Source organism: Bacillus sp. AFS012607 (genome assembly GCF_002558005.1).
Lineage (GTDB): Bacteria > Bacillota > Bacilli > Bacillales > Bacillaceae_G > Bacillus_A > Bacillus_A thuringiensis_S.
This window is the reverse complement of the sequence record NZ_NTVM01000006.1, coordinates 570,372-595,126: the sequence shown is the minus strand read 5'-3', so window position 1 is coordinate 595,126 and position 24,755 is coordinate 570,372. Positions and strand designations below refer to the sequence as shown.

Genomic DNA, 24,755 nt, shown 5'->3' with positions numbered 1-24,755 from the left:
TTTAAATTGAATAATAAAAAATTCTTATGGAATATTCAAAAAGTACAAAAAGGTAAAGATGTACGGCTAGCTTTAGACTCTGAGTTGCAGCAAAAGGCAGAAGAAGCATTAAGATCTCAAATTAAGAAAACACCTGATGCTAAAGCTGGTTATGCTGTAGTAAGCGATGCAAAAACTGGCGCAATTTTAACTATGGCCAACACGGCAGTTTTTGATCCAAATATATTAAATACACGTGTATCTTCTAGAAAAGAAAACATTAACTCTCTTTCGCAAAATAAAGCAATTCAAAAATTAAAGTATGGTGAATCTTATGTAAATATGGCTTCTACTATAAAACCACTCACTATTTTAATTGGATTAAACGAAAAGCTTTTCCAACCCGAAGATACTTATTTAGATAAAGGGACTTTTCAGTATGATAATCAAAATAACATTACGAATGCACCTGGAACGCCAACAGGTGAGATTACACCGAGGCAGGCTATCATTAATTCATCTAACACATTTATGACAGCAAAAGTAGCTCTGCCCCTATTCAACCAAAATAATGGGAATATAGAAAAAGTGGCACATATATGGACAGATTATTTAATACAATTCGGCCTACGTTCTAAAACCGGGATTGATTTACCCTTTGAAGAAGACGGACAATATGAATTCCATCCATCTAATAAGTTTGAAAATGGAATCTCCGCTTTATTAAACGCCTCTTGGGGAGGAAATGAAGTGCATACCCCTCTTCAACTCGCTCAATATGCAGCAACTTTGGCAAGTAAAGGTGATAAATATAAACCTCAAACTGTAAGTGCAATTATTAGTCCGGACGGTAAGGAAACAAAAAAGTTTAAACCAATTTTAGAAAGTTCAAATCGTTACCCGATGAACTTTTGGAGTGTCGTGCAAGGTGGAATGAGTCAAAATATAGAGGAAATTAAAAAGTTGCCTTTTGACGTCGCAGGTAAAACAGGTATTACAGGCTTTCCAAATGAGCAAGAAAGAATGATAAATCATTCTCTTTTCATTGCATATGCTCCTACTGAAGATCCACAAATTGCCGTTTCTGTCGTTATTCCTGGTAGTAATTCAGAAAAAAACATTGCCGCTCTCGTTACATCAGAAATTTTAGAGTCTTGGCATACACTTCAAAAAGAGAATAAAAACAAAGAGGAAGGTTCATTAAAGTGAACCTTCCTCTTTTACCAAATAGAATCTATATTTATTATTTTCCATTCACCATTATCATTTTTTTCGAACATAAATGAATACTTAATATCAGTTAAAACATACTCTTTTTGTACGTATCCAGTATTGCCATTAATTGTCGATATTTTTATATATCCATCATTTTGCACTTTTTCTGGAATCCAAGCTTTTACCATTTCATTAGATACTTCATATAACACTTGTGATTCTCGTTTTGGTTCAGCTAAAATTTTCGTTTTATTTCCAGTAACCGTTGCATATATAAAATGCGCTTGCTTTGGTTGGTTACTTTCTGTCAATCCACTTGGTACTTTGTATACTTTTTTTGTATCATTTGCAAACTCTCCCCCCATTGTAAGAGCGACTTGCAACTCATGAAAAATATCTTCATCAAACTTCAGTTCATCCTTCTTATAACTCTTCCCTTTAAATAGAACTTCATCATTTAACGCTTTGTACAGGTCATTTTCATTTTTCGAGTTCGTACTTTGATATAGTTCATTCATAAATTGTTTTAATGATGGATCTTGAGCAGACTCATCTTTTGTTTTAGGCTTAATTTGAGTACTACTTTGTACCGGTGATTTATTATCATCAAGCCAAGGTTGTTGAACAATGAAAAATAACATTGTACAAACTAAAACAACTACAATTGGTAATGCTTTTTTACGAAATGGTCTTTTATGTTTTACAAAATCCACTTCATTATTTTCATATATAGACTGCTTTATTTTAGAAATAAATTCTTCTTCATCTTTACGATTCTCCATTGGCCCTTTTTTTATTTTTCTATACCAGTCAGGATTTTGTTTATTGTTCATCACTACTACCCTCCCCTATTAATTTTGAAACCTTACTTCTCGCTCTACTTAATCTCGATTTTACAGTTCCAATGGATACTCCTAATGTTTCAGCCATTTCTTCATAAGATAATTCATATTTTGCGTCCAATATAATTATTTCACGGTGCTTTTTAGGTAGTTCTAATACAACCTTCCACACATCATTCATTTCTTCTTGCTTAAAAAATTCTTGTTCTGCTGACAGGGATTGCTTATCGTCACTAAAAAATCCTATTAAAGATATCCTTTTAAAATAGGAGGATTTCAAATAGTTTATTGCCGTATTTCTTGTGATTTTTAATATCCACGTTTTAATAGATGACTCCTTTCGAAATGAATTCCAATTTTTAAACACCTTTATAAATACATCTTGCGTGATATCATCTGATAAGTGTGGATCTTTCGTAATAATAAATGAATAATTCCATACATCTTGCCAATAGTCTTTTATAACATAGTCCAGCTCATCATGATTACACTTTTCAATAAACGTCTGTTCCATTTCCACACCTCAAACTTATTTGAATAAACATAAAACTGCCCTCACTTTTATTATGGTTTCAATATATAGACAAGATACAAATTTCATTTGTTCCATTGTTTATCTTTTTTCAAGCAGAATAATACTACTAAAAAACAAGTAAAGCATACAATGATAAAATTCTACTCATGAAAATCTGTTTTTTGAATTTAACGTAACACTCCACTTGTCCATTTCAATTTGCTATACTCTTCTATTTACCATTAGCAATGCCAACTTTTTAGAAATGAAAATTAAGATAAGGTATTAACTTTCTAGAGTCGCAGCAAAAAAGCATTCTCGATTAGAAAGAATGCTTTTTTGAAATTTAATTGTTCTATATTTCCCCCAATTTATATCTTTGAGTTAAGCAAACATGTAATAAATTTAGTGAAAAAATTCACCTTATAATTAAGTATTATTTCTGAAATACATGTTTTACTTTTTCACCTGGAACGTTACTTCCTCCTCTTCCTTTTACATCTTCAATCATCATTGTAACAATCATGTCTGGCGCATTTGCATCGAAAGCTGCGAACCATCCCAGTTCTTTTCCGTCTGCTTCTTTCGACTCTTTCAGTTCTGCTGTACCAGTTTTACCAGCAAGCGTTACACCATCAACCTTTGCAATTCTCCCTGCACCATCAGGGTCATTAATGACTTTGATTAATGCACTCTTTAATATCTCTTGATTCTTTTTAGAAACCACATTTTCTTTCCAATTCCCTGCTACTTTTGCTTCTTTTAAAAGATGTGGCGACGGAATATTCCCTTCATTCACAATCGGTGCATATGTTAATGCTAAATGAAGTGGCGTCATTAATACTTGTCCTTGTCCATAGCCCGTGTCTGCTAGTTGAATATCGTTTTTTTTCCCATCTTTTGCAATGATTGAAATAGGAAATTCGTATTCGATTGGTAATTTTTCATGAAATCCGTACTTTTTAAATTCCTTTACATACTGATCTTTTCCCATTTTCAAAGCTTGTTGAGCAAAATAAATATTATCAGAGTACTTCATTGCCTTATCAAAATCAATTGGACTTGCATCCTTTACACGCGTTACATAGTAATTTCCCCAAGACGAATCTTTTGTCCACTTCAATCCTTGAATTTTAAATTCTTCCTTCGGATTTATTGTGTTTGTTTCCAAACCAATTGCACCTGTGATCGTTTTAAATACGGAACCTGGTACAAATGCTTGTGTAAAGCGATTCGTCATTGGTAGTTTCGAGTCGTTATTCCATGCTTCTCGTTGGGCTTTCGATGCTCCTCTAACTATTATATTTGGATTATAAGCAGGGCTACTTACAAGTGCGATTGTTTCACCTGTTTTAGGATTGACCGCTGCACTAGATCCTGCTTCAGTTTTCATCTCATTAAAGATTTTTTCTTGAATTGCAGCATCAATTGTTAACGTAACATTTTCTCCTTCTTTTGCTTCTTTTTTTGCTACGTTTTTAATCTCTCTCCCATTCTCATCTTCTATAAATACGCGTCCACCCTTTTCACCACGCAATTTATTTTCTAACACTTTCTCTAAACCGGTCTTACCTACTAAATCATCTGCTTGATAACCTTGTTTTTGAAGTGATTTTAACTCCTCCGCATTCACCTTTCCTATATATCCAGTTAAGTGTGCCGCTGCTTCACCTAATGGATACGTACGAATATTTACTGGGCGAGATGAAACTCCTTCTAATTCAATATAATCATTCTGTCTAGTTCCCTCTTTTAAAACGCCAATTGGTACAAAGGAGTCTGGTTTTATCCATTTCGCTGTGAGCTTTTGTTCGACCTCTTCTATAGACATATCAAGTAATTGCGCTACTATTCCTTTCGTTTGCGCTGCTGCTTCGCCTAGTTTCTCTGGAATAATTCCAACCTCAGTTGCTTTACCATTCGTTGCAAGCCCTTTTCCATTTCGATCATATATTTCTCCTCGTTTTCCTTGCTCTATTTGCATACGTACTTTGTAATCTTTTTTCATTCCTGGGAAAATGAAGTCCGGTGTCCAATCTATTTTCCAAGATTCTTTATCTTTCACAAGTTTTGCTTCGTGGATGAATGAAACTGATCCTACATCCGTATCCATTTTAACTTCAAAAAGAAAAAGCTCTTTATCTTTCGTATTCTCTCCTTTCATTTTAACTTTTAAATTCTTAGCTCCAATCCCCTCATAGATTTTTTGATATTTTTCTGTGAATTCTTTTTTAGAAATCGATTTTTTGGCATGATCTGATAAATGATCATACATATTTGCAAATTTTCTATCATTCCATAAGTTGATATATTCTTCAAATGCTTGTTTTGGCGGTTCGTTTTTATTACATCCTACCAACATAACTGCGAAACAAACGAAAAGCAGCATCCATAATTTTTTCAATTCAATCTTCTCCCTTAGTTAAAAATGATGATTCCTTTCTTAATTTATTTAATAAAAAATGTTTAACGCTTAATAGACAGTGTAAGTAAGGACATTGTTCCATATTTACAAAAAATTAATTTACGCTTAAGTTGCATTGGAAGAAGGAGGTTTGTAAGCTTCTTACAAACTTAAGGAGCTCCTATATTTAGCAAACGTTATCATTATTAGTGGTGTTTTAAAACATACATTTAAAATACCTTTTAGTTCGTTTTCAAAGAAGTTTGGTTGTTGCAAATTAATTATGAATATCTAATCCAATTAGAAGAATACAATAATCAATTATCCAAAGTTAATTTCATACAAAAGCTAATAACGAGCATTAAAAAACTTTGCCTACTCTTTTAACATGGAAACATAATCTATTTATCAGAAGTCAATAATGAATAACAGGCGCTCCTAACCAGCAAAAAAAATAGACCTAATTGGAATTCATCAGAAATTAATAGATACATAAAAAACGCCATACTTTCTGTAAATTTCTACAAAAAGAATAGCGTTTTCTTATTTTACCTTTCTATATATGCTATACCGTGAGCTCCTTGATTTACAGAAGGATCTGCATTTCGATCTCCTGGATCAACTTCAATGGTATGAACATTCTTGTAATTAACTAAATCTAATACACTTATTGTCCCTGATCTAAGGTTAGAAACATATCCAACCGTTCCGTCCGTAGAAGAACGCATTGTAATTGGGAGTAAATCTACTTCTATTGTACCTAACATATTTAACGATTCTCCATCAAGAACAGAAACATACCCTGGTGCTGGAGAAAACATACTTCTTGTTCTCTCTCCATTCTTATTCTGAAAACGCGTATGTCCTACCAATACTTTCCCATCATTCGTTACATGAACCGGAGTAATTAAATCTGAAAATGATTTTGTCTTTATAATTTTATCGGTTTCTGTATTAATGATGCTAAGTGTAGGTTGCTCCTCTTTGTAGTCTCCAAGTAAACATGGTGAAGGGATATAAACTCGATTACCTTTAGGAGAAATAGCTAGTTCTTCACTACCATAGGGCATAGATACTTTTCCAATTAACTCCTTATTATGTGTATCTAAAACCGATATAAAGGGCGCCTCTTTATTAGAGGAATATCCTTTTGTACCATCTGATTCGTCACAAACCAATGTGGACCTGTTGCTTCTGTAGAGATTCTATCTAGCACTTTTCTTGTGTTAAGATTAATAATTAAAATTCCTCCTTCACCAGATTCAACACTTACATACAATAAGTCTTTTTTTTCATTATAAACTAAACCATGTGGTGCAAATTCCGGCGAAATATCAATGATATCAATTACTTTAAATTGATCAATATCGATAACTAAAATTTCATGGCTTTTTTCCGGATTATTTCTATAAAAACCTGAGCGATAAGTAATACTTACATATAACAATTGACGCTTAGAATCGAAACATAATTCATGAGGTTCTGTAACTGGAGAATCTATAACCCCTATTCTTTCAAAATTTTTCGTATTGAAGAAATGAATTTGATTACCGCTGGAGCTAACGACCGCCAAAATAGGATTATTTTCTTTAGAACTATTCATTAATTAAACCCTCCTTGTTATTTGTTCCAAATTTCTTAAGTTCCATAGAAATCAGTATATTTAAGTAATTTGTATTATTACTAAGACAAGTTGTAAACAATTTTCACCTCCTTCTAATTAAATTAGCTTAACTTATAATAAGTTAGACTAACTTTTATTCTGTAAAAATACGTTGAATTTAATAATCCAACGTATTTATCTACCTTCTCCAACTTTATCTTTTATACTTACATGTATTTTATTTAATAACTTTACTTCTCAATTAATGATGCACAAGAAGCACAGAAAGCAAGTAATTAGCGACATACCATTTCTTTGTCTCGTGCATTATCAGATACTCATAACATAAATAAACCAAGCTTAGCTGCCATTTAATTAGTTTCCCTTCGCTACCGTTTTTTTAAATTCATTCTGCGTACAGCTCTATTCTTTGAGGAATCGCCCTATAGATTAACAAATTTGCTTCAGATTCTTGTTTTTTATTGAACTATTCCTGTGTTGAAAATCCAACTATAATTAGTTAGCTTAACTAACTATAATTATAAATACATCCACGTTTTATCGCAAGAGTTTTAAGAATCTTCGAATAAATGAATAGAGAGATAGAATTTCATCATAAGATACATGATCTTAAGTTAATAGTAATGCATAATGAGATTTTCGTACGTTAAGAAAAAACTTGCTACATATGTAGTAAAGTTTTTTAATTGTTTACTTCTCGCTCAGCTATCAGCTTTTTTTAACTAACACTTTAATTGTTTTAACAGCCTTTTGTTTAATTCCCACAAAGCTGTTTTGTTACTACCTCATTTCAAGAATCTCTTAATCCAATTTAATAAAGTGAAACTTTAATCAGCCCTCACCAATCGGGCTGCGCGGCAAATAGCTGGATAAACAACAATTTCAGTTGGTAGCAGGTTTGCTAAATCAGGAAATTGAGACGTATTCTACCATTACTTCTTTTGGAATCATACTCCCTCCTGTTCTTAATACAATATCCCTGTAAAAGCAGGCTCTACGTATTCTCCTAAATTATCAAAACCAACAATATCTAACACAACATCACGGAGTTTGCTCGCGACTTTGACATTGCCATCCACTACAAAAATCGCAATTCGTTTTTCTTCCATCTGTTTCATCCTTTCTACACCCTAGTTTTACAAAATAAGAAGTCATCCAAACTTATATTTATTACTTCCTGTTATCTCCTCACTACTGTTCTATGCATTATGTATGTAAATTTTAATTGCCTACTAAAAAATAACGTATTTGCAGGATGTATAAAAATTATACAAAAAGTAATAATTCATCGTTTACCCAACAATAGATAATATGGATAAAGAAAAAACACTAGAGAATATCACAGTGTAGTAGTCTCAAGTATCTTTTCATAGTATTTTAACGGCTATGCAATACGAAGGGATAAAAAAAAGACCTCTTACGGAAAGATAAGAGGTCATCAAGAAGATAAAAATGTTGTATTTGAAACACGCGAGTTTCTAATTAACATCATAACACAATATATTTATATATTCAATATATACATAAAAGCAAGGGATATATGTTCAAAAAACACACGGAATATTAATTTGGAACAGTATGTTTTATTCTTTTAACCTATTTCTTCTACAATGCCGTAATTGTAACAATGGATGGTCTCCTCTATATACTGATGAGCAATTGTAGCAAGTTTTTCTAAATTCTCTTCCGTTACCTCATGAATAAACAGAACAAAATTACTGTCGGATTCGGAGTCTGTTGAAATGGAACCATCGATCCGTTATGAAATGTTGAGCTTGCATCTCCTAGATTCCATGTAAATATTCGCTAATTCCAATCCCCTTTCGTGTCTATTTTATGTTTAATATAGTCTCGTACCGTACAAACGGGAAATGTTGTTAATTTGAAAAGAGAGAGGAATAAAATTTCTTTATCGCCTCTGTTCTTTCTTCTGTATGATAGAAAAAACGGAGAAAGGTAGAATTTTATCTATTCTCATAATTTGTTAGAAAATTCTAATTTGATTAAATTAAAAGAAAATGATATATTGATTTTATAATAACAATCCAATTAATGGATGACAACCTAATACCTGTAAGTAGACTATGAAAATGTCAGATAAACGGGAGGAATTTAATATGAAAAAATTATGTTCATTTGCTTTAATTGGTGCCTTAACCTTTTCGGGTTTTATCGTTTTAGACAGTACGCTACCTGATAAAGCGCGCGCTGAAGTAAATACGATTAAGCAAGCTTCAGCTGTTGTGGATGATTGGCCATGGCAAACGTATTTCTTATTGCATCACAATGCGGACTATATACAAGAATTAGCCCCTGGTAGGTTAAAACAAGGTGGTATGTTTGATACGACGGTATATATAGGCGGAAAAGATGTGGGTGTTGTAAAGATTTATAGATTGAACGGAGAAGGTGAATTGCAGCGCTACAAAACCATTTCTGCAGGTGAGGCTGGGCACCACTACTATTCTAGGTTCACAACACCTATTACAACAGTTTACACACCAGGTACATATGTAGCAGTACTGAAGATAGACACTTCATATTATTATGGTGGCTCCTTCCAAATTACAAAGTAAAACATATAGGTATATTTGTCTGAAACGCACTGGGTTACGGTGCGTTTTTGTTATCTAACGAATAAATGATCACGCGGGAATTCAAAGCATATTATCGAAACGGAGCTGAATGTGATGAAAATTGTAACAGTTAGTGCGGATGCAACAGTCCATGTTGGTATTTTAAAAGGGATGACAGGAAGTGTTACTAGTTATGATGCGGATACTGGGATGGCCGAAATCTAATTGGATCCATTTACAACGGTTATAATTAGGTCTGTATTTCTAACGCAATAAGGTTTGTATAGGATTCTTTAGAAAATTAATATTTGATTTTTATAGTGACTCAATACATTCTATGATTAAAACTGAGTTACATATTTTAAAATCATCACCAGGAGAATCTGCAAATTTACGGGTTCTTATTTAAAACATAATGCCAGAAAAGCTGAGGTGAATAAAGTGCAAAGTTTAAAATCTTTAAAACGTGACGTATACATTTTTCTTCCATTGTCTATTTATTTTTCCTCCATTTTTATTTCATTCTATATTATAGAGAATACATTCAACTTGCTAAGTTTTTTACCAGCACTTGGAACCCTGTATGTCTGGGTAACTAGTGTGATAGACATTAAAAATAAAAATTACAAAATAAAATAAAAAAGCAACTGAACTAAATGCTTTGCTCTTAATGTTATAGAATATTGACGCCCATGACCATACAGCTACCAAAAACAATACATACCAAACCTAAAAATATTAAAAACCCTGGCAAATCAATATGCTCGAGTAGCGCGCATATTAATAATAAAAAGGGATAGACTAGAATTTCAATCCAGGTAACGCCCCCTGCTTTCTTTATTTCTCGGTATGATACTATGCTGACAAGTAAAATGCCTAATACAATTAGCCCTATCCCTAACATCATCCATCCATTCACCCTTTTTAGAATTTTAAAATTTAGCTCTTCACTTTCATATACTGCTCTTTTACACGCACCAGTAAGTCCCTCAGTTTCTTCTCTACAGGATGTTCTTGATTTTCTGGTACTTCTCTCCCGTATGATGAGAAGCTTTGTGAGCATGCACTAGGTGTGACTTCCAATTTCGCGTATGAGAAAGTATGCTCATTTTCTTCACCGATGTTTTCAGTAGTGCTTCCATTTGAACCAACGCGTATGTAGCTTTCGTCAAGTTTGGTGCGCTTTCCTTCCTTGTTAACCGTGTAATAGGTATCGTTGACTTCCCCATATTTCATATTAGGTGTTGATGTTACTGCGGTCCCGTCTGCAGAAAAAGTAACAACACGAAACCCATCTTCTTCTGGCAACAACTCAGCTCCTGGAACATTGTATAGAACCAAAAGGTCTCCTTCGTATGCTTCTGGAATGAGATAAATGGTATCTGTAGTGTCTTTTCCGAATCGGATACAACCGCTTAAAAGAATCATACTAAAGATCCCACAATACATTATAACTTTTCTCATAGAGTCTCTCCCGTTATGTGTAAGAATGGTATAGTATGTATTATATTCCCTTGGATAGAATAAGTTTCTAGTTTGAAGACGATTTTACTATTGTTATATAAAATATTTATGTCAGTGGATGATTAGCACGAAGAGAAATGGAGTGAATTGATGAGCAGACGTTTTGCATTAACATATGAAAATAAGATTTTGAGAAAGATAATGATTACCGTAAGCATTATCACACTCGTTTTCATTACAACAGGGTGTGATTCAGTCCAAAATGATGCAAAGGATGTAACGGAGATTCCGCTAAACAGCAAACTAGATTCCCTTATTTCAGAAAGTATCATTGCCTGGAATCAAGACAAATTAAATCATACAAAAAAACAATTTGAGACGCATGTAATCTATGGAACTGAGATGAAGGATGAAAAAATGTATGTCTATCTCCATTCCCTCATGCAAGGATATAACCGCGAAACACAGACAGTTCCTCAAGCAGGACATTTACTTCCAGTCCGTGTGACAGTCACAAAAAATGGCGATGATTACATCATTGAAGATTACCGTGAACCAGGAGATGGTGCTGAAAATGAACCTACTTTGCGCAACATGTTCCCGAATAAGTATGCGGATCAAGCACTTGCTATATCAAATGAAACGATTCAATCATTAGAATCTCGTATGCAAGAATATGTTTCTAAGTGGTTGGAAGATACAAGTAATAAGAGACAAGATAGATAACAAATATAAGTATGAACAACCTCTCTTGATATATGAGATGCTCGTTTAGTAACTTGTAACATCCCATCAGTAGAAAAAGTAACTTCTTGTGTTGTGTTTTTTACTTCTCCAATTAATTTTTGCAAGTTATCCAGCATACTATTAAAAGACTTCACAATGCTCCCCTTTATTAAGGCCCCAAAATCCTAGTATAGATAATATGATACAAGAGACACTTGCTATAACTACCATTACGTTTAGTGTTGTGCCAATTTTACTGTTTTTTAAAAACGACAATTAAATTCATTCAATATTTATATAACAATTAAGTAATTTATTGTATAAAAATAAAAGATATTTAATTATTTATATACGATAAAAACCCTATACTTACATTTAAATAATAAAAAATAAATAAAGAGCGTGTTGGTATATATTTAGATCAACGCGCTCTTACATATATTTAAACCCTATATCAATTTCTTATTCCATTCATTTAACTCATAAATACTTTTATATCCGGCTATCATGCCAGAAGTTTATTGGAAAATGATTGTTCTCACCATAAGCTTCAAATTCATACCCTTTTTCTCTTAATCCTTTTATAATTGCTGGAACTGCCGCAACAGATTGTGGATGAATATCGTGCATTAAAACAATTTCCTTTGAAGACGTCGCACCTGCTAAGACATTTTGAACAATTTTTGCGGCCGCTACATCCACAGGTAGTTTATTATATTTCCAATCTAGAGAGTCAATTGTCCAATCCCATACTTTTAAATTATTTCTGACTACTTCATTTCGAAGTGATTCATTTAATCCAGGCATTGATCCATATGGTGGGCGTGTTAATTTCGGGGAGTTTCCAATAACATTTCTAATTAAAGATTGATCCTCTTTCATTTCCTTCACATATTCCTGATTGGTGTATAAATTTTTAAAATCATGTGTCATACTATGCATACCCACATAATGGTTCTCTACATGCTCTCGTTTCACTAAATCTGGGAACCTTTTCACATTATCGCCAATTAAAAAGAATGTTGCTTTCACATCATTTTTCTTTAATACATCTAATAGATTAGCTGTATATTTTCCTGGTCCATCATCAAAAGTTAAATATGCAACTTTTCTTTCTTTACCATCAAAACGATTAGGTATTGGTTTTTTTAATTCATTTTTAGGTAGACTGCTCACTTGTTGAACACTGTTTCCCTCTTCCGCATTTACCAGCTTAGGATTTGTAATAGATTGAAACATGTAATACCCTATTGCTACTAATGTAATAGCTAACAATACACTTATAATTCTCTTTTTCTTAAGCTTAATTTTCATGTTATAATTCTCTTCCTATCTTATTATCCCACTTTATGTTGTTATTTTTATTATTCTATTTGCTTATAGAGTCATTAGCTTAACCAAACTCACTTTTGGACTAATCGTTTTAATAATCTATATAGGCGAAAATTAGTGCCCTGCACTAGCATTCATGCCATTTCCTATAATAGTTAGAACCACAGGATATAATACTGGTCCTAAGGTAAGGAAAATGTTTAAAAGTATAATGAATTTATATAGTAAGCTATAATTTTTACCATTTCGATTTACAAATACCAGGATGACCAATGTTATTACAGTAATTAAATGTAGTAATAATATTATCAACCAATAATACATCATTATAGTAAGATTCGCCTTTCCTAATAGTTGGCATGTTATCCCTATTATTATTCCTAATACTGTAGAATTAAAGGAAATAAACAAAATTCTTTTTAATATTCTAGATAATGTTTTGTGATCCACAGTTTTATTATATAAGCCTATTAAAATGCCCAAAGATAGATATGCCAGTAATAACCCTACCCAATCCCAGATCCAATCTTGACCTCCCATTAAAGTAAACAAAAGCGAAATGACCCCTCCTACTGCAAGAATCGAGGAGATCATAATACTATTTAAAGCTGATTTCATAATATTTTCACTTCCTTAAAAATTTTATAATACAACATTGATGTTTACTCTTAAGTCGTTCTTTATTTATTAGAATTCTTTTCATTCAGAATCTTGTATGGGAATACCATCATATAATCCGGTCATCATACCTAATAGCCTATACGGAGAATGGATAATTTCAGCAAAAAATACATGTACATGATCTTCATACCATAAACATCACCATATCCTACTCCTACTCCACATGGTAGATATACAAATAGAGGATGAGATTCAGCAACTTTTATTTGCATATGTATTATTCAAACGAGAAGCAGCTGCTGACATATGTACATATGATGTTTTAAAATTAACCATACTTTATTATAATTAAGTATATATTAACAATATATTAATTATAAGTAAATAAAATTAACTAAAACTTAACTTTATTTACTTATTTAAAGGGGATTACATATATGAACAATATTAATGTTGGTCAAAAAATTATGGCATTTAGAAAAGGTGCCGGATTAACCAGTAAACGTTTAGCAGAGTTAGCTGATATAACACCTTCCATGTTAAGTCAAATTGAGAAAGGAATCACAAATCCATCATTACAAACACTAAAATTAATTTCTGTAGCATTAAATATTCCATTGTTTAATTTTTTCTTAGAGGATACCAGTACAGAAGAATTAGTTGTAAGAGCTAACCAAAGAAAAAAAATAACTTTTCCTGAAAGCGGCAATGTTTCGTATGAGCTATTATCTCCTAATTTAGATGGATCACTAGAATTGGCTTTAATGAATCTGTTACCTCAAACTGCTTCATCTATGGAGCCTGTGGCACATAAAGGGGAAGAAATAGCATTTATTATGGAAGGACAAGTAAAACTATATCTAAATGATGAGGTTTTACTTCTCAATACAGGTGATAGTGTTAAAATCCCACCTTATGCAAAGCATAAATGGGAAAACACTTCTTTAAACAAGGTCACTGTTATATTTGGAGTAACTCCACCATCTTTTTAATTTCAAATACTAGCGAAGAAAAGTTAGAGAAAATAATCCTCTAACTTTTCTTGTATCCATAACTTTATTTTAAGAAAGTAAAAAAATTGTCTCTCAATTATATGAGATTATAATCTAATCGATTAAAAGTAGTGAAATAGATCTTTTTAATTACATACTTAATTTACTTTTTAATGTCCAATATTTTTCTCCATTCGCTTCAAAAGAGAATTCTACCCATCCATTTGGATCTTCACGATAAATAAAGATGGTTGTTCCAGAAGTTACTGTACCAACTTTATTCTCCTCGACAGCTACATCTGGTCTACTTTTAATTTTTAAATTAAATGGATAAGGTACCTGATAGTAAGTAGCTGATGATACAACATTTGAGCTTGAACCGTCTGCATACATTTTATATGGAATTTCATTAGATAATGCGTCGACATCTAATGTTTCAGGATTCTTTGGTAATTTTTTTGCATATGTATAGTCTTCTACACGAAACGGTTTAATACGTTCCATAATACCCGCAATTTTCTTAGCCCAACCTTTATCTGATGCATATTTCACGTTCATGCCAGTTAATGTTGGCCCGTTATAATACATACCACTTTCTTCTAAATATCTTTCTCGTACATAATTAGCGTTATAAGCAATGCTATCGCCGTAGCTTGGTAAATATTTCGCATATTTAAACGGATCTCCATCATATGCACGTAGACCGAATAGATTATGTTTTTGATATGCGATTTCTGATTTTCCGTATCCAGATTCTAAAATCGCATGCGCTGCTAAATAATGAGCACTCACGCCATATTGATTTTGCGCATTGATAAAATCTTGCCCATGTCCAACTAAAGGACTATCCGAATGATATTTCGCAATAAAACTATCAATCTCTTGAGCTGTAATTTTCGAAGTCACTGTTAAATTTAAATCTTCATATGAAGTAGCAGTAATAATCTCTTTTTCATCGTTTGAATTTTGTTGTAACATATCTGTTTTTGCAGTAAGTTGAGCAGCTTCAGCACGTGTTATAAATCTATTTGGTTGCCAACCGTTCTCAGTACCATTAGAAATTTTTAAATCTATTAAAATATTGGCATATTTTTCTCCCCAATGCCCTTTTAAATCTTCAAATCTAACCTGCTCGTTATAATTTGGTGTGTTTTGTAGTTTATATGCATTTACTAGCATCGTAGCCATAGCAGCGCGAGTTACTTTTCCGGATGGATTGAAGATTCCATTACCTTCACCTTTAACAATACCAGCTCTTTCAGCAGCAGCAATATAAGGAGTAGCCCAGTGGTTTTGTGAATCTGTAAAAGATGGTTTTGCATTAGGATCAATTTGTATCCCTAAAACTTTTGTCATAATTTTTGTAGCCGAAGCTCTGTCTAATGAGTCATTTGAACCAAAAGTTCCATCTGGATAACCATTCAATACCTGTTTATCAACTAAATAATTAACAGATTTATCAGCCCATACAGGAACATCAGGGAATTTATGAGTATCTGCTAAAATATTAGAAGAATAGGATAATATAGATCCTGCAAGGATACCTGTTGCAATTAATTTGTGCTTCATTAAAATAAACACCTCTACCATTGTATTTATCAAATTGGGATTTTCTATCTTTATATTTACATGTTTGTAATAATAATAAAATCGTATTATCACACATTCAATTTGATGTAACGAGTATAGTTACTTATATACGCAAGTGTCAATGAATGTCTTTTACAAAAATGTATAACATTTACATAATTTTAAATTTACATGATCTTATAATTGACTTATGTATAAATTTTGTAAAGGACCTTTTGATAGATTACTTATTAGCTTACCTGAAGAAATCTCTTTAGTTGTTAATTTGCCAACCTTTCTTGTTTACTATGAATCAATTAAAAAAAGAAGTTTTTTGTTTAAGAGCTACTTTAAAATCTTAAGTTGATGGATGTGTGAACGTACCGCTACTAAAATTCTTGCTTTTAAATCATTATTACTGTATTATGTTTACGTAGCAATATAAGGATTATAGTATGTAAAAAGGAATCAAATCTATAAGTAAGATTTAAATCCTTGTCCAAGTCAAAAAGACTTTGCCAAAATCTAATATAATTTATACTTGTCTTTTTAATATGTATCTAGTAAAAACATATTTTTTATCAATAGAATTCTGTTTTCAATATAAATTGAAACTTTTAAATAGAAGTTTATTTAATTTCAATGATAGGAATTATTGTTCTAAACAAGGAACCATACAAAGTGATCTGAAAAACCTGATAGATATTGTATGTAGTTTGCTCATCTCCAGGTACTACAATAAAAGAGCCTTACCTCTCTAGGTAAGACTCTACTAGTTTCGTTGTATAATATTTACATGATAACTAAGAAACAGAAAGCATATAACACCAAATAACAGCACCCTATTACTCCTCCTACAGCTAATACCTGTTTAATCCAACTCTTAAATTTTTGATTACTGTAAATCGCTTGCACTCTTTCCATATTTCCTCCTATTAAGGAGAACCCTTAAAGACTCTCACCTCGCTATAGTACCATTAAAAAATGAATAATAGAGATCTAATGTATAAATATGCAATATTGCATACGAAAATGTATTGTAATAATTGTAAGCGCTTACTATAATGAATTTATAAAGATTTATCATATCTTAATACGAAAAAAGAGGAGAGAATAATATGGAAATCGCAATGGCAGTTTTAAAATTTATAGGTGGAGCAATCCCATTAATTCAAGAACTTCTAAAAGCATTTATGTAAATTCACTATTCAGCAATTATTTACAAAAATTATCATACAAATGATCTGTCTATCAAAAATGAATTGATTTACAGATCATTTGCGTGATCAAGGTCCCTTTAACATGACTAAGGGGACTTTTTTAAATTTCCAAATAATTAAGGTTACGTCACATCACCATCAAGTTAGCAAAATAAAATGAAACTTTAACTTGATGGTACTGGGGTAACAGTTGTGATTTAGAGATAAGATCAGATTATACAAAGATTACCCACTGATATGTGGAAGATAAAGAGATAAAGAATACACTTGCGAAATTTAAACGATTGAATTAAAAAACTTGATATTAGTGCGGTTAACAGAATATGAAAATTACTTAAAAATCGTGATATTAGCTAAAAAACACCAAGCCCCCCTCCCCTTCAGGGCCATCTTGGTATTTTTTACGTTCACATACAAATTATTATTTATATTGTTGCATGGGTTTCCTTTTAAATTATATACGTCTACTTTACCATCGATAAGCAATGACTCATGTCTCCCATTTAATCGTACTGATTATGTTTTAAAAACCATCTTGGCTAAAATGATAAAGTAATCTAGCAACTTAACCACGTATAATACTATCACCGAAACCATATATACGATTTCTATAACCTGCTACGATATTTTTCTCTTTTATGCTTTATATGACCAAATGATGATCAGTAAGAACATCTTTAAAAGTTGTATCTGCCCGTAATATTTGTTGCTGCAAGTACTGAACCTGTTAAAATCATTACTTTCATTTTCATGCTATTTTCCCCTTCTTATCCTAATTATTTTTCATTATTAATAATAAAAACATTAATTTCTCCCAGAATGCTATAGACTTACTAAAAAACTCTTCTTGCCTATAGAAGAGTTTTTACTATGATGTGACTCATACATCAAGGGTACTGTTAATTTTATATGGAAAATAAAAAGACTCCATTTTGAAAAAAGGTTAATCAAAATGGAGTTTTTTATTATAAATCTGAATTTATATATATCCTTCTACCTAAAACATCGTATTATCATTAACTGCTTCACTTGGAATCTCTTGAATTACATCCCAGTGTTCGACAATCTTTCCATCCTTGATACGAAATATATCCACTATAGCAACTCCCTTATCTTGAAAATTAGTACGAGAATGTACATGAAGAGCAACTGTATCCCCTTCAGCTAATTCTTTTTTTCAAAAAACATTTAAATTCTACCCTAACGCTTGCAGAATTCTAGCATCCATTACTTTTCTTCTTGTTCTTAAATTTGTCATTGTCCTTAGTAAATTAATCCCAAAACTTATCATAAACTAACGCTCACTTTTCAATATAAGTAGACATGAGTATACTTATATTGAATTCCTTGAAACTTAATAAGTCCAATATTTTCTCAAAAAAATAGCAATGTAAGCTACCTCCTTTTCTACCATAGTACTAAGACACCTCTTATACGATATATTCAATAGCAAACATTTAAGCATCAAAAAATCACTTAGCGAAATTTGTACTATCTTAGCTATATTTTGTCGCATTACAGAGGGTGGGTAACCACTATATTCCGAATATTCTGTATATTAATGAAAAAAACTCATTGTTAAATTTAATGTATCTAATTCCTGTTATTATCAGAATAAGCCTTTACATAGAAAAGGGGGATATTATGACTGTTCAAGAGAAGAGTAATGAGCAATTGATGGGATTATTACACGAATGGTATGAAGAAATTCGTTTATATCATGTAAAAGAAGCAAAACAAACATACCTAAAAGTAAAAGAAAGTTTAAAAGGACTAGAAGCAGACCACTATGTATCATTCTATTATTCCCTACTGAATTTTAGATATATGGTCTTGGTAGATGCAATGAGTATTACAAAAGATTCTTTTAATCAAATAGAAAAACTCTCTACTATCAAAGATGATTTTTTATTTTTAGCTTACTATTATCATTTCTTTAAGGCAATTCATTCTACAATTTTAGCAAATTATACTGAAGCGAAAACACACTATGAAAAGGCGGAAGAACTTTTAATTGATATACCTGACGCAGTAGAAAAAGCCGAGTTTGAGTATAGATTTTCAACTTACTGTTATCAATCTTATCAACCATTTGAAGCAATTCAACATGTAGTAAAGGCAAAAAAAGTATACCAGAATCATGTAGGCTATGAAATTAATGTTGCCTTATGCGACAATGTATACGGTTTAGCTTGTATAGATCTAAGAGAGTTTGAAAGAGCTGAAGAATGTCTCAATACGGTTATTGATGTTTTTAAAAAGTATAATGAAGAACAATTATTATTAAGAGTACGTCATAATTTGGGCTGGTTATATAATATTCAAGATTTATTTCCATTGGCGATCAGACAGAGTTCTGAAATTATAAATACCCTACCGAATCATTTTAAAGCATTATTTGTCTTAGCAAGAGCATATTATAATTTAGAAGGCATTGAAACAGCAAAATCATATATCGAGCAAGGAATGAAGTATACAAATGAATCAGGAAATGAGGAATATAAGCATCGTTTCGCAGTTTTAAATGAACTAATCACAGAACTACCTAGAATTAAACTAGAAAAAGTAGTTACTGATGCTATTTCTTATTTTGAAAAAGAGGAAATGTGGGATTGTGTAAAAGAATATGCAGGGATTTTAGCAATCCAATTTTATGAGGCAGATAATCATGTTAAGGCAAGCAAATATTTCTATATTAGTAATAATGCTGATAAGAAACATTTGAGAAAAGGAGCGTTAAAATAATGAAAAAGATTAAGAAAATTGTATTAAGTATGGTAGTAGTAAGTGCATTAGCATGTAGCATAATTAGTTTAAATGTATTACAACACTCTTCGTTTAATGGTGGAGATACGCCAGCACCAACAAAACTGATTGTCTCTGGTGGAGTATCTATTGATTAACCTAATACATTTCCTTTATTAAAATCCAGAAAATTCAACTTATTACCTTTTACAAACCGTTGAATGAAAATGGATAAAATCTCGAACCTCTAATCCGAAACATATTTGTTTCGGATTATTCACATTATCTTTTTTATATCCTCCCCTTCAAGCCCAGGAACTCCGTATTTACTAGGTAATGAACTCTATTAAACAATTATTAAATCTCTTTTCATCCAAGTTAAAGTAACTGTAAAGTTCATTTCATTCCTGCCACATTCTTATAAATATATGCATTTACAACAACTATTGATTATTTTTTATTTCATTAATTCTATAATTTCTTTAATACACTTACCATTATCCATTGTTATATCTAATTTCTAATTAAAACCCTTCTTTGTAAGTTTATACCTATATATCGTGTTAAATTGTGTATGGCAAGATAAAACAAGCTGTTAAATTTAAATTATTGTTAGGTAGTTTCTACAGTATGATATTATCACACAATTAGTTATACATATAAAAAAGGTTTCCTGCCTTGTAACAGAAAACCTTTTATGTATTATTAATCTACAAACCTAAAATTTCAACAATCTGACGTGCCTTAGCATTATCTATATAATAATGCATCTCTAACCCTCTTCTTTCTGAACGGAGTACGGTTCCCCTTAATTTTGATAGATGTTGTGAAACAGTAGATTGGGGGATTCTTAATATTTCCGTTAACTGTGTAACATTACACATTTTATGGTGCATTAATTCATTTACAATTTGTAATCGAACAGGATGTGCCATTACTTTTAATACATCTACATCGTCTTCGTGGATTTCAGCTAGATTTTTTCAGATATTAATGTTATCATTTCGCATTCTCCTTTATTATTAATTTCTATTTTCCTTTTATTCTTATAATTAATACTTATAGCTGATTACCATTTGTCCTGTTGAGAAAATATATTCTCTTTTTAAAACAAAAAGGACACTAATTCATTAAAACGTTTTTACTGCTTTAATGAATTGGTGCCCTCTAATTTTTTGAACCAAATATATCTTATTTTAAAGGATATTTTCGATTCTTTTTTCTCACATCTAGTAAAAATTTTGTATTTTCTTTAAAATCCACATTAAGAATATTCTTCAAATTCTGAAAGCATAAGTTTGCGACAAACTTATGCTTTCTATCACATTCCATACCAATCAAGATAGTTAACACTATTAATGTAGTACTAACTATCTTAATTAAATATTAGTAATAGTAAGTCTAAATATTATCAATTCACTTTATATTACATATATGTAAAAATAATAACATGATAAGCTTTTTCAAATTTTTCTCCTGATAAAGATTTGAAATTAGCATTTCATTACTCTCCTTACTGTTAATATGCCTAGAAAAAGAACCCCATAGGGTTCTTTTTCTGTTCATTCCCTAAAGTCCCATATTAATAAAAAAAGAAGAGGGATATATCCTCTCTTCACCAATAAAATCGAACATCTTTACACTTAAGGAAGGGCATACATTCATCAAGAGATGAAATGAACAATAATAGTTCACCTAGTGAATTATAACATAAACCCAATTCCATTAATAGATAATATTAACATTTATGGAATAATTGTTACAGAATTGTTAAATATCTTAATATTAAAAGGCTTTATATGTATGTAAATTGAAAGTGGATAGTGTAAGGATAAAATATAAGGGGGATATATCATGTTTAACAAAAAACAAACATTCGTAACAACGGTAACAGCTTTAACACTAGGATGTGGATTTACATTCGGATTAACACCGGCCTTTGCAGATTTTAACAAGATTTCCGCCAACAATATTCCTGTTCATTCTATTCAGAACCAAGAACAAGAACCTTTTACTGGATATGTCATTTCAGTAGAGAACAATTATTTAGTAGTTGCAGCTACGTCTACAAAAGATGAAGCTCTTGCTTATCAACATGATTGGTGGAATCTAGTTTCTCAAAATAAGATTTTAAGAGTTCCTGTTTCAGATAGTGAAAACTACACATTAGGTGAGAAATTAAATGTATATGCAGCTGCATGGACTAAATCCCTACCACCAATAGCTGTTATGCCCACAATTGAAAAAGTATTTCATTAAATTATATTTAAAATTAAGAAGGGCATCATTCTAATTAGAATGATGCCCTTTATCTCACCAACTTTTTTCTCTTATTAATCAAGCTGTCTAGTGATAAATAAGAAATGGTTACAGTAAGAAAACCCCATCTCGCCTTTTACAAAATAATTTTTTATTTCTCAACATAAAATGATTAGAATTAAATTCCTAATCATAGTACCTACAGTTGTCAATTATCCTCCCTTTTTGAAAGGTCCTATCTTTAATGACAATTCCATTCAAATTTTCCTAACCTAAAATATCCTCTCTATTTCGTTTTCTTTTTAACCCCAATAGTATATATCCTCTTTTAATCTATTATATTCAAGTTACATGCCTCCATTTAGAGATGTTAAATTAACAAATATCTACTAAATGTCTATTAAAAACTCATATTACAATCGTTATCCAGAACCCAAAATACAAACAGATAAAGTACTCTTATTTCCTATTAGTGGCTATATCAGCGTAATTGTCTCTTGTCAGAAGATCCTATAATATTATGTACAACGAAATTAATTTTTCACTAATAAATTGGTGGGTGATATAAGTAAATCCACCTAACGCATCATCAGCAATCTACGTATTAACGGATTTATTCTAAGTAGATTAAAATGAGAGATTGATATCAAATTTACAAAAGGAAAAGAGAACGTTTAATTTGATTAATGTTATAAAACATATAAAGGAGGTTAAAACGTGGTACTCTCAAGACAAGATTCCTGGACGAACGATAACGATTTACTTCTCGCATCCACAGTACTCCAGAATATTCGTAACGGTGGAACACAGTTAACTGCATTCAAGGAAGTAGCAAAGCTACTAAATCGGACACCTGCAGCTTGTGGATTTCGCTGGAATTCATACGTGAGAAAACAATACCAAGAGGAAATACAACGAGCAAAACAAAATCGAGAAGTGGGAAACAATATTTCTCCCTCTCAACAAAAAAAGAAACATACTCTTTATCTATGACATTAGATGATATTATTCTCTTTCTACAAAATTATAAAAAAACATATGAATTTACAAACTTACAAAGTCAAATAAAAACTTTAGAGACAGAAAATCATTCCCTTCTACAACGTGTAACTATGTACGAAGAAGAGTATCGTATGTTACTTAATCATATTGATAAGACAAGAAGTCTAGTTGAAATTAATTAAATAAAGTAGCAAATTACTTTTATACACTTAAGTCGTCACCTAAAAAACTCACTATATATAAATTAAGTTTAAACACTAATAAATAAAGTGCACGTTTACTCTTAATAAACGTGCACTTTATTTAATCCTTAAAACATAAAATTTAATTTTCAACTCATTAACAATATTAAAATTAAGATGTTTGTTTTATAGGTATTTGTTTACTTCTATTCTCAATAAGTCTATCTAATAGTAAGTAAACAAATCCAGAAATAATACAACCCACACCTAAGATTGTAAATAACATATGTCCTAAAAGCTGATCCAGTAATACACCGCCTAGAAGAGGTCCAAATACATTACCTGTAATCCATTGCAGATTAGCCGCCCCCATATAAGTCCCCCTCAAATGTTCTGGAGCTATATTAGCGACGAATGTCATTTGGACAGGTGACATAATCATTTCCCCTACTGTATAAACTGTATAAGCTATTAATAATGAGCCTAGAATAATTAAATCATTTGCGTCTATTACTTGAAACCACTTTGGTAACCATCCTATTGCTAAAAGGCCAACGCCAAAAAGAATAGCACCATATAGCATTGATTTACCAATTGGTTTGTGAGTTAACCACTTTGAAATAGGAAATTGGAAACATACAACCAATAAGCCATTTAAAGTCATTAAATATGGAAATGGATTACTATTTCCAAAAATCATTGTATTCTCATTACTAAAATGAAGTGGTAACATACCTTCCGATTGTGAGAATCCCATAAATATAATGATTCCCGTCACTATATAGAATAGAAATATTCTATCTCTTATAACAACTCTTAACGTAAATCTTATTGACTGTTTATGTGTTTCCTCATGTATCATTATATTTTTAGGCTTTGTTTCCTTTAGAAACAATAACATTAATATTGTATAAAACAGCATGGTTCCAGAAGTAATCAAAAATATGACATCTTTTGATACAACCACAACTGCTGCACCAATTATAGGGCCTATCGCAGCTCCTATATTATGAGCCATTCTAAGTAATCCATATGCCTCAGTTCTTTTTTCAGGTTCTGTTACATCGGTAACCATTGCAGATGCCGCTGGTTCAAAGAAAGAATTACATAGCCCTAAACCAATAGATAAAATGGCATACCCTATAAAACTATCAATAAACAAAAAAACAAGCATTAGTAGCCCATTACTGGCCATAGAGAGTACCATAGTTGGTTTCCGTCCATAAGTATCCGCTATATGCCCTCCAATTAATGAACCAAAACTCGCCGCAATTGGGGATAAAGCTATAACTATACCTACCTCAAGTAGAGAATCCACTTTATCCTTTAAATATAATGCAAAAAATGGCATTAACATCATCATTGCAATACCATTTAAGGCTTCTCCGATAAAGCGGATCCAGACATTAAAATCCATCCCCTTTAATTCTTTCCATGTACTCCTCATATAGTTACCTCGCCTATGCTCAAAGTATATTTTTATCCCAAC

General features: G+C 31.5%; 19 protein-coding genes and 5 pseudogenes. 9 read left to right on the top strand and 15 right to left on the bottom strand.

The features are described 5' to 3' along the window. A partial coding sequence (locus CN409_RS07625; protein ID WP_240518618.1) for a penicillin-binding transpeptidase domain-containing protein occupies positions 1-1,188 on the top strand: 1,188 nt, incomplete at its 5' end. Positions 1,189-1,199: 11 nt separating this feature from the next. Here the strand turns inward: CN409_RS07625 and CN409_RS07620 are convergent. The 6 genes from CN409_RS07620 to CN409_RS31710 all read right to left on the bottom strand — a co-directional run bounded on the left by CN409_RS07620 (position 1,200) and on the right by CN409_RS31710 (position 7,696). Beyond that, positions 1,200-2,027, bottom strand: a complete 828-nt coding sequence (locus tag CN409_RS07620; protein WP_001060761.1) for an SH3 domain-containing protein — start codon at positions 2,025-2,027, stop codon at positions 1,200-1,202. Next, a complete protein-coding gene (locus tag CN409_RS07615; RefSeq protein ID WP_000438327.1) occupies positions 2,017-2,550 on the bottom strand; it encodes an RNA polymerase sigma factor in 534 nt (177 codons plus the stop codon). The genes CN409_RS07620 and CN409_RS07615 overlap by 11 nt, the downstream gene beginning before the upstream one ends. A 436-nt stretch (positions 2,551-2,986) precedes the next feature. Continuing rightward, positions 2,987-4,954, bottom strand: a complete 1,968-nt coding sequence (locus CN409_RS07610; protein WP_098217787.1) for a penicillin-binding transpeptidase domain-containing protein — start codon at positions 4,952-4,954, stop codon at positions 2,987-2,989. Positions 4,955-5,502: 548 nt separating this feature from the next. Continuing rightward, positions 5,503-6,024 (bottom strand): YncE family protein, encoded by a 522-nt coding sequence (locus tag CN409_RS32255; RefSeq protein ID WP_240518617.1) that lies wholly within the window; start codon positions 6,022-6,024, stop codon positions 5,503-5,505. A 35-nt stretch (positions 6,025-6,059) separates the two neighbouring features. Further along, positions 6,060-6,557, bottom strand: a complete 498-nt coding sequence (locus CN409_RS31715) for a YncE family protein (protein ID WP_170955780.1) — start codon at positions 6,555-6,557, stop codon at positions 6,060-6,062. Between the two features lie 986 nt (positions 6,558-7,543). Further along, a complete protein-coding gene (locus CN409_RS31710; RefSeq protein WP_000812116.1) occupies positions 7,544-7,696 on the bottom strand; it encodes a hypothetical protein in 153 nt (50 codons plus the stop codon). A 999-nt stretch (positions 7,697-8,695) separates the two neighbouring features. On the opposite strand from CN409_RS31710, the gene CN409_RS07595 reads away from it, so the two are divergent. Beyond that, positions 8,696-9,154, top strand: coding sequence for a DUF5065 family protein (locus CN409_RS07595; protein ID WP_016077685.1), 459 nt, complete (start codon positions 8,696-8,698; stop codon positions 9,152-9,154). Between the two features lie 673 nt (positions 9,155-9,827). Here the strand turns inward: CN409_RS07595 and CN409_RS07585 are convergent. Beyond that, positions 9,828-10,061 (bottom strand): hypothetical protein, encoded by a 234-nt coding sequence (locus tag CN409_RS07585; protein WP_000979114.1) that lies wholly within the window; start codon positions 10,059-10,061, stop codon positions 9,828-9,830. A gap of 32 nt (positions 10,062-10,093) precedes the next feature. After that, the gene (locus CN409_RS07580) at positions 10,094-10,618 is read right to left on the bottom strand and encodes a DUF6843 domain-containing protein (protein ID WP_001233343.1); all 525 of its coding nucleotides are present in this window, start codon (positions 10,616-10,618) and stop codon (positions 10,094-10,096) included. A 150-nt stretch (positions 10,619-10,768) separates the two neighbouring features. On the opposite strand from CN409_RS07580, the gene CN409_RS07575 reads away from it, so the two are divergent. Next, on the top strand, positions 10,769-11,344 hold the full coding sequence (locus CN409_RS07575; RefSeq protein WP_000091044.1) for a hypothetical protein: 576 nt from the start codon (positions 10,769-10,771) through the stop codon (positions 11,342-11,344). A 492-nt stretch (positions 11,345-11,836) separates the two neighbouring features. On the opposite strand, the gene CN409_RS07565 is transcribed toward CN409_RS07575, so the two are convergent. The 3 genes and pseudogenes from CN409_RS07565 to CN409_RS32250 all read right to left on the bottom strand — a co-directional run. After that, the gene (locus tag CN409_RS07565; RefSeq protein WP_000694595.1) at positions 11,837-12,658 is read right to left on the bottom strand and encodes a peptidoglycan-N-acetylglucosamine deacetylase; all 822 of its coding nucleotides are present in this window, start codon (positions 12,656-12,658) and stop codon (positions 11,837-11,839) included. Positions 12,659-12,790: 132 nt separating this feature from the next. Continuing rightward, complete coding sequence (locus CN409_RS07560; protein ID WP_097981898.1) at positions 12,791-13,294, bottom strand: DUF3902 family protein; 504 nt, start codon at positions 13,292-13,294, stop codon at positions 12,791-12,793. 90 nt (positions 13,295-13,384) lie between these two features. Beyond that, positions 13,385-13,569, bottom strand: a pseudogene (locus CN409_RS32250) (D-serine ammonia-lyase); the annotation flags it as partial. 165 nt (positions 13,570-13,734) lie between these two features. On the opposite strand from CN409_RS32250, the gene CN409_RS07555 reads away from it, so the two are divergent. Further along, positions 13,735-14,289 carry a helix-turn-helix domain-containing protein gene (locus tag CN409_RS07555; RefSeq protein ID WP_001059815.1) on the top strand — a complete coding sequence of 185 codons (555 nt, stop codon included), beginning with the start codon at positions 13,735-13,737 and terminating at the stop codon, positions 14,287-14,289. A gap of 150 nt (positions 14,290-14,439) precedes the next feature. Here CN409_RS07555 and CN409_RS07550 read toward each other — a convergent pair whose 3' ends face one another. Then, positions 14,440-15,858, bottom strand: coding sequence for an S-layer homology domain-containing protein (locus CN409_RS07550; RefSeq protein ID WP_000680993.1), 1,419 nt, complete (start codon positions 15,856-15,858; stop codon positions 14,440-14,442). A gap of 1,012 nt (positions 15,859-16,870) precedes the next feature. On the opposite strand from CN409_RS07550, the pseudogene CN409_RS32165 reads away from it, so the two are divergent. Then, positions 16,871-17,057 (top strand): annotated as a pseudogene (locus CN409_RS32165) (hypothetical protein). 1,018 nt (positions 17,058-18,075) lie between these two features. Here CN409_RS32165 and CN409_RS07535 read toward each other — a convergent pair. Further along, positions 18,076-18,255: pseudogene (locus tag CN409_RS07535) on the bottom strand (nuclear transport factor 2 family protein); the annotation flags it as partial. A 467-nt stretch (positions 18,256-18,722) separates the two neighbouring features. Between CN409_RS07535 and CN409_RS07530 the strand changes: the two are divergent. Together CN409_RS07530 and CN409_RS07525 are read left to right on the top strand one after the other, a co-directional pair. Beyond that, entirely contained in the window at positions 18,723-19,823 is a 1,101-nt protein-coding gene (locus tag CN409_RS07530; protein WP_000217976.1) for a response regulator aspartate phosphatase, read from the top strand. Continuing rightward, positions 19,823-19,981 (top strand): Phr family secreted Rap phosphatase inhibitor, encoded by a 159-nt coding sequence (locus tag CN409_RS07525; RefSeq protein ID WP_000721352.1) that lies wholly within the window; start codon positions 19,823-19,825, stop codon positions 19,979-19,981. The genes CN409_RS07530 and CN409_RS07525 overlap by 1 nt, the downstream gene beginning before the upstream one ends. 552 nt (positions 19,982-20,533) lie before the next feature. Here the strand turns inward: CN409_RS07525 and CN409_RS07520 are convergent. Further along, positions 20,534-20,826, bottom strand: a pseudogene (locus CN409_RS07520) (ArsR/SmtB family transcription factor). 851 nt (positions 20,827-21,677) lie between these two features. Here CN409_RS07520 and CN409_RS07515 point away from each other — a divergent pair. Further along, positions 21,678-22,082 (top strand): DUF3221 domain-containing protein, encoded by a 405-nt coding sequence (locus tag CN409_RS07515; RefSeq protein WP_000482311.1) that lies wholly within the window; start codon positions 21,678-21,680, stop codon positions 22,080-22,082. Between the two features lie 717 nt (positions 22,083-22,799). Then, positions 22,800-23,266 (top strand): annotated as a pseudogene (locus CN409_RS07510) (RsfA family transcriptional regulator). A gap of 172 nt (positions 23,267-23,438) precedes the next feature. Here the strand turns inward: CN409_RS07510 and CN409_RS07505 are convergent. Continuing rightward, complete coding sequence (locus tag CN409_RS07505) at positions 23,439-24,713, bottom strand: MDR family MFS transporter (RefSeq protein WP_097981900.1); 1,275 nt, start codon at positions 24,711-24,713, stop codon at positions 23,439-23,441. Positions 24,714-24,755 lie beyond the last annotated feature (42 nt).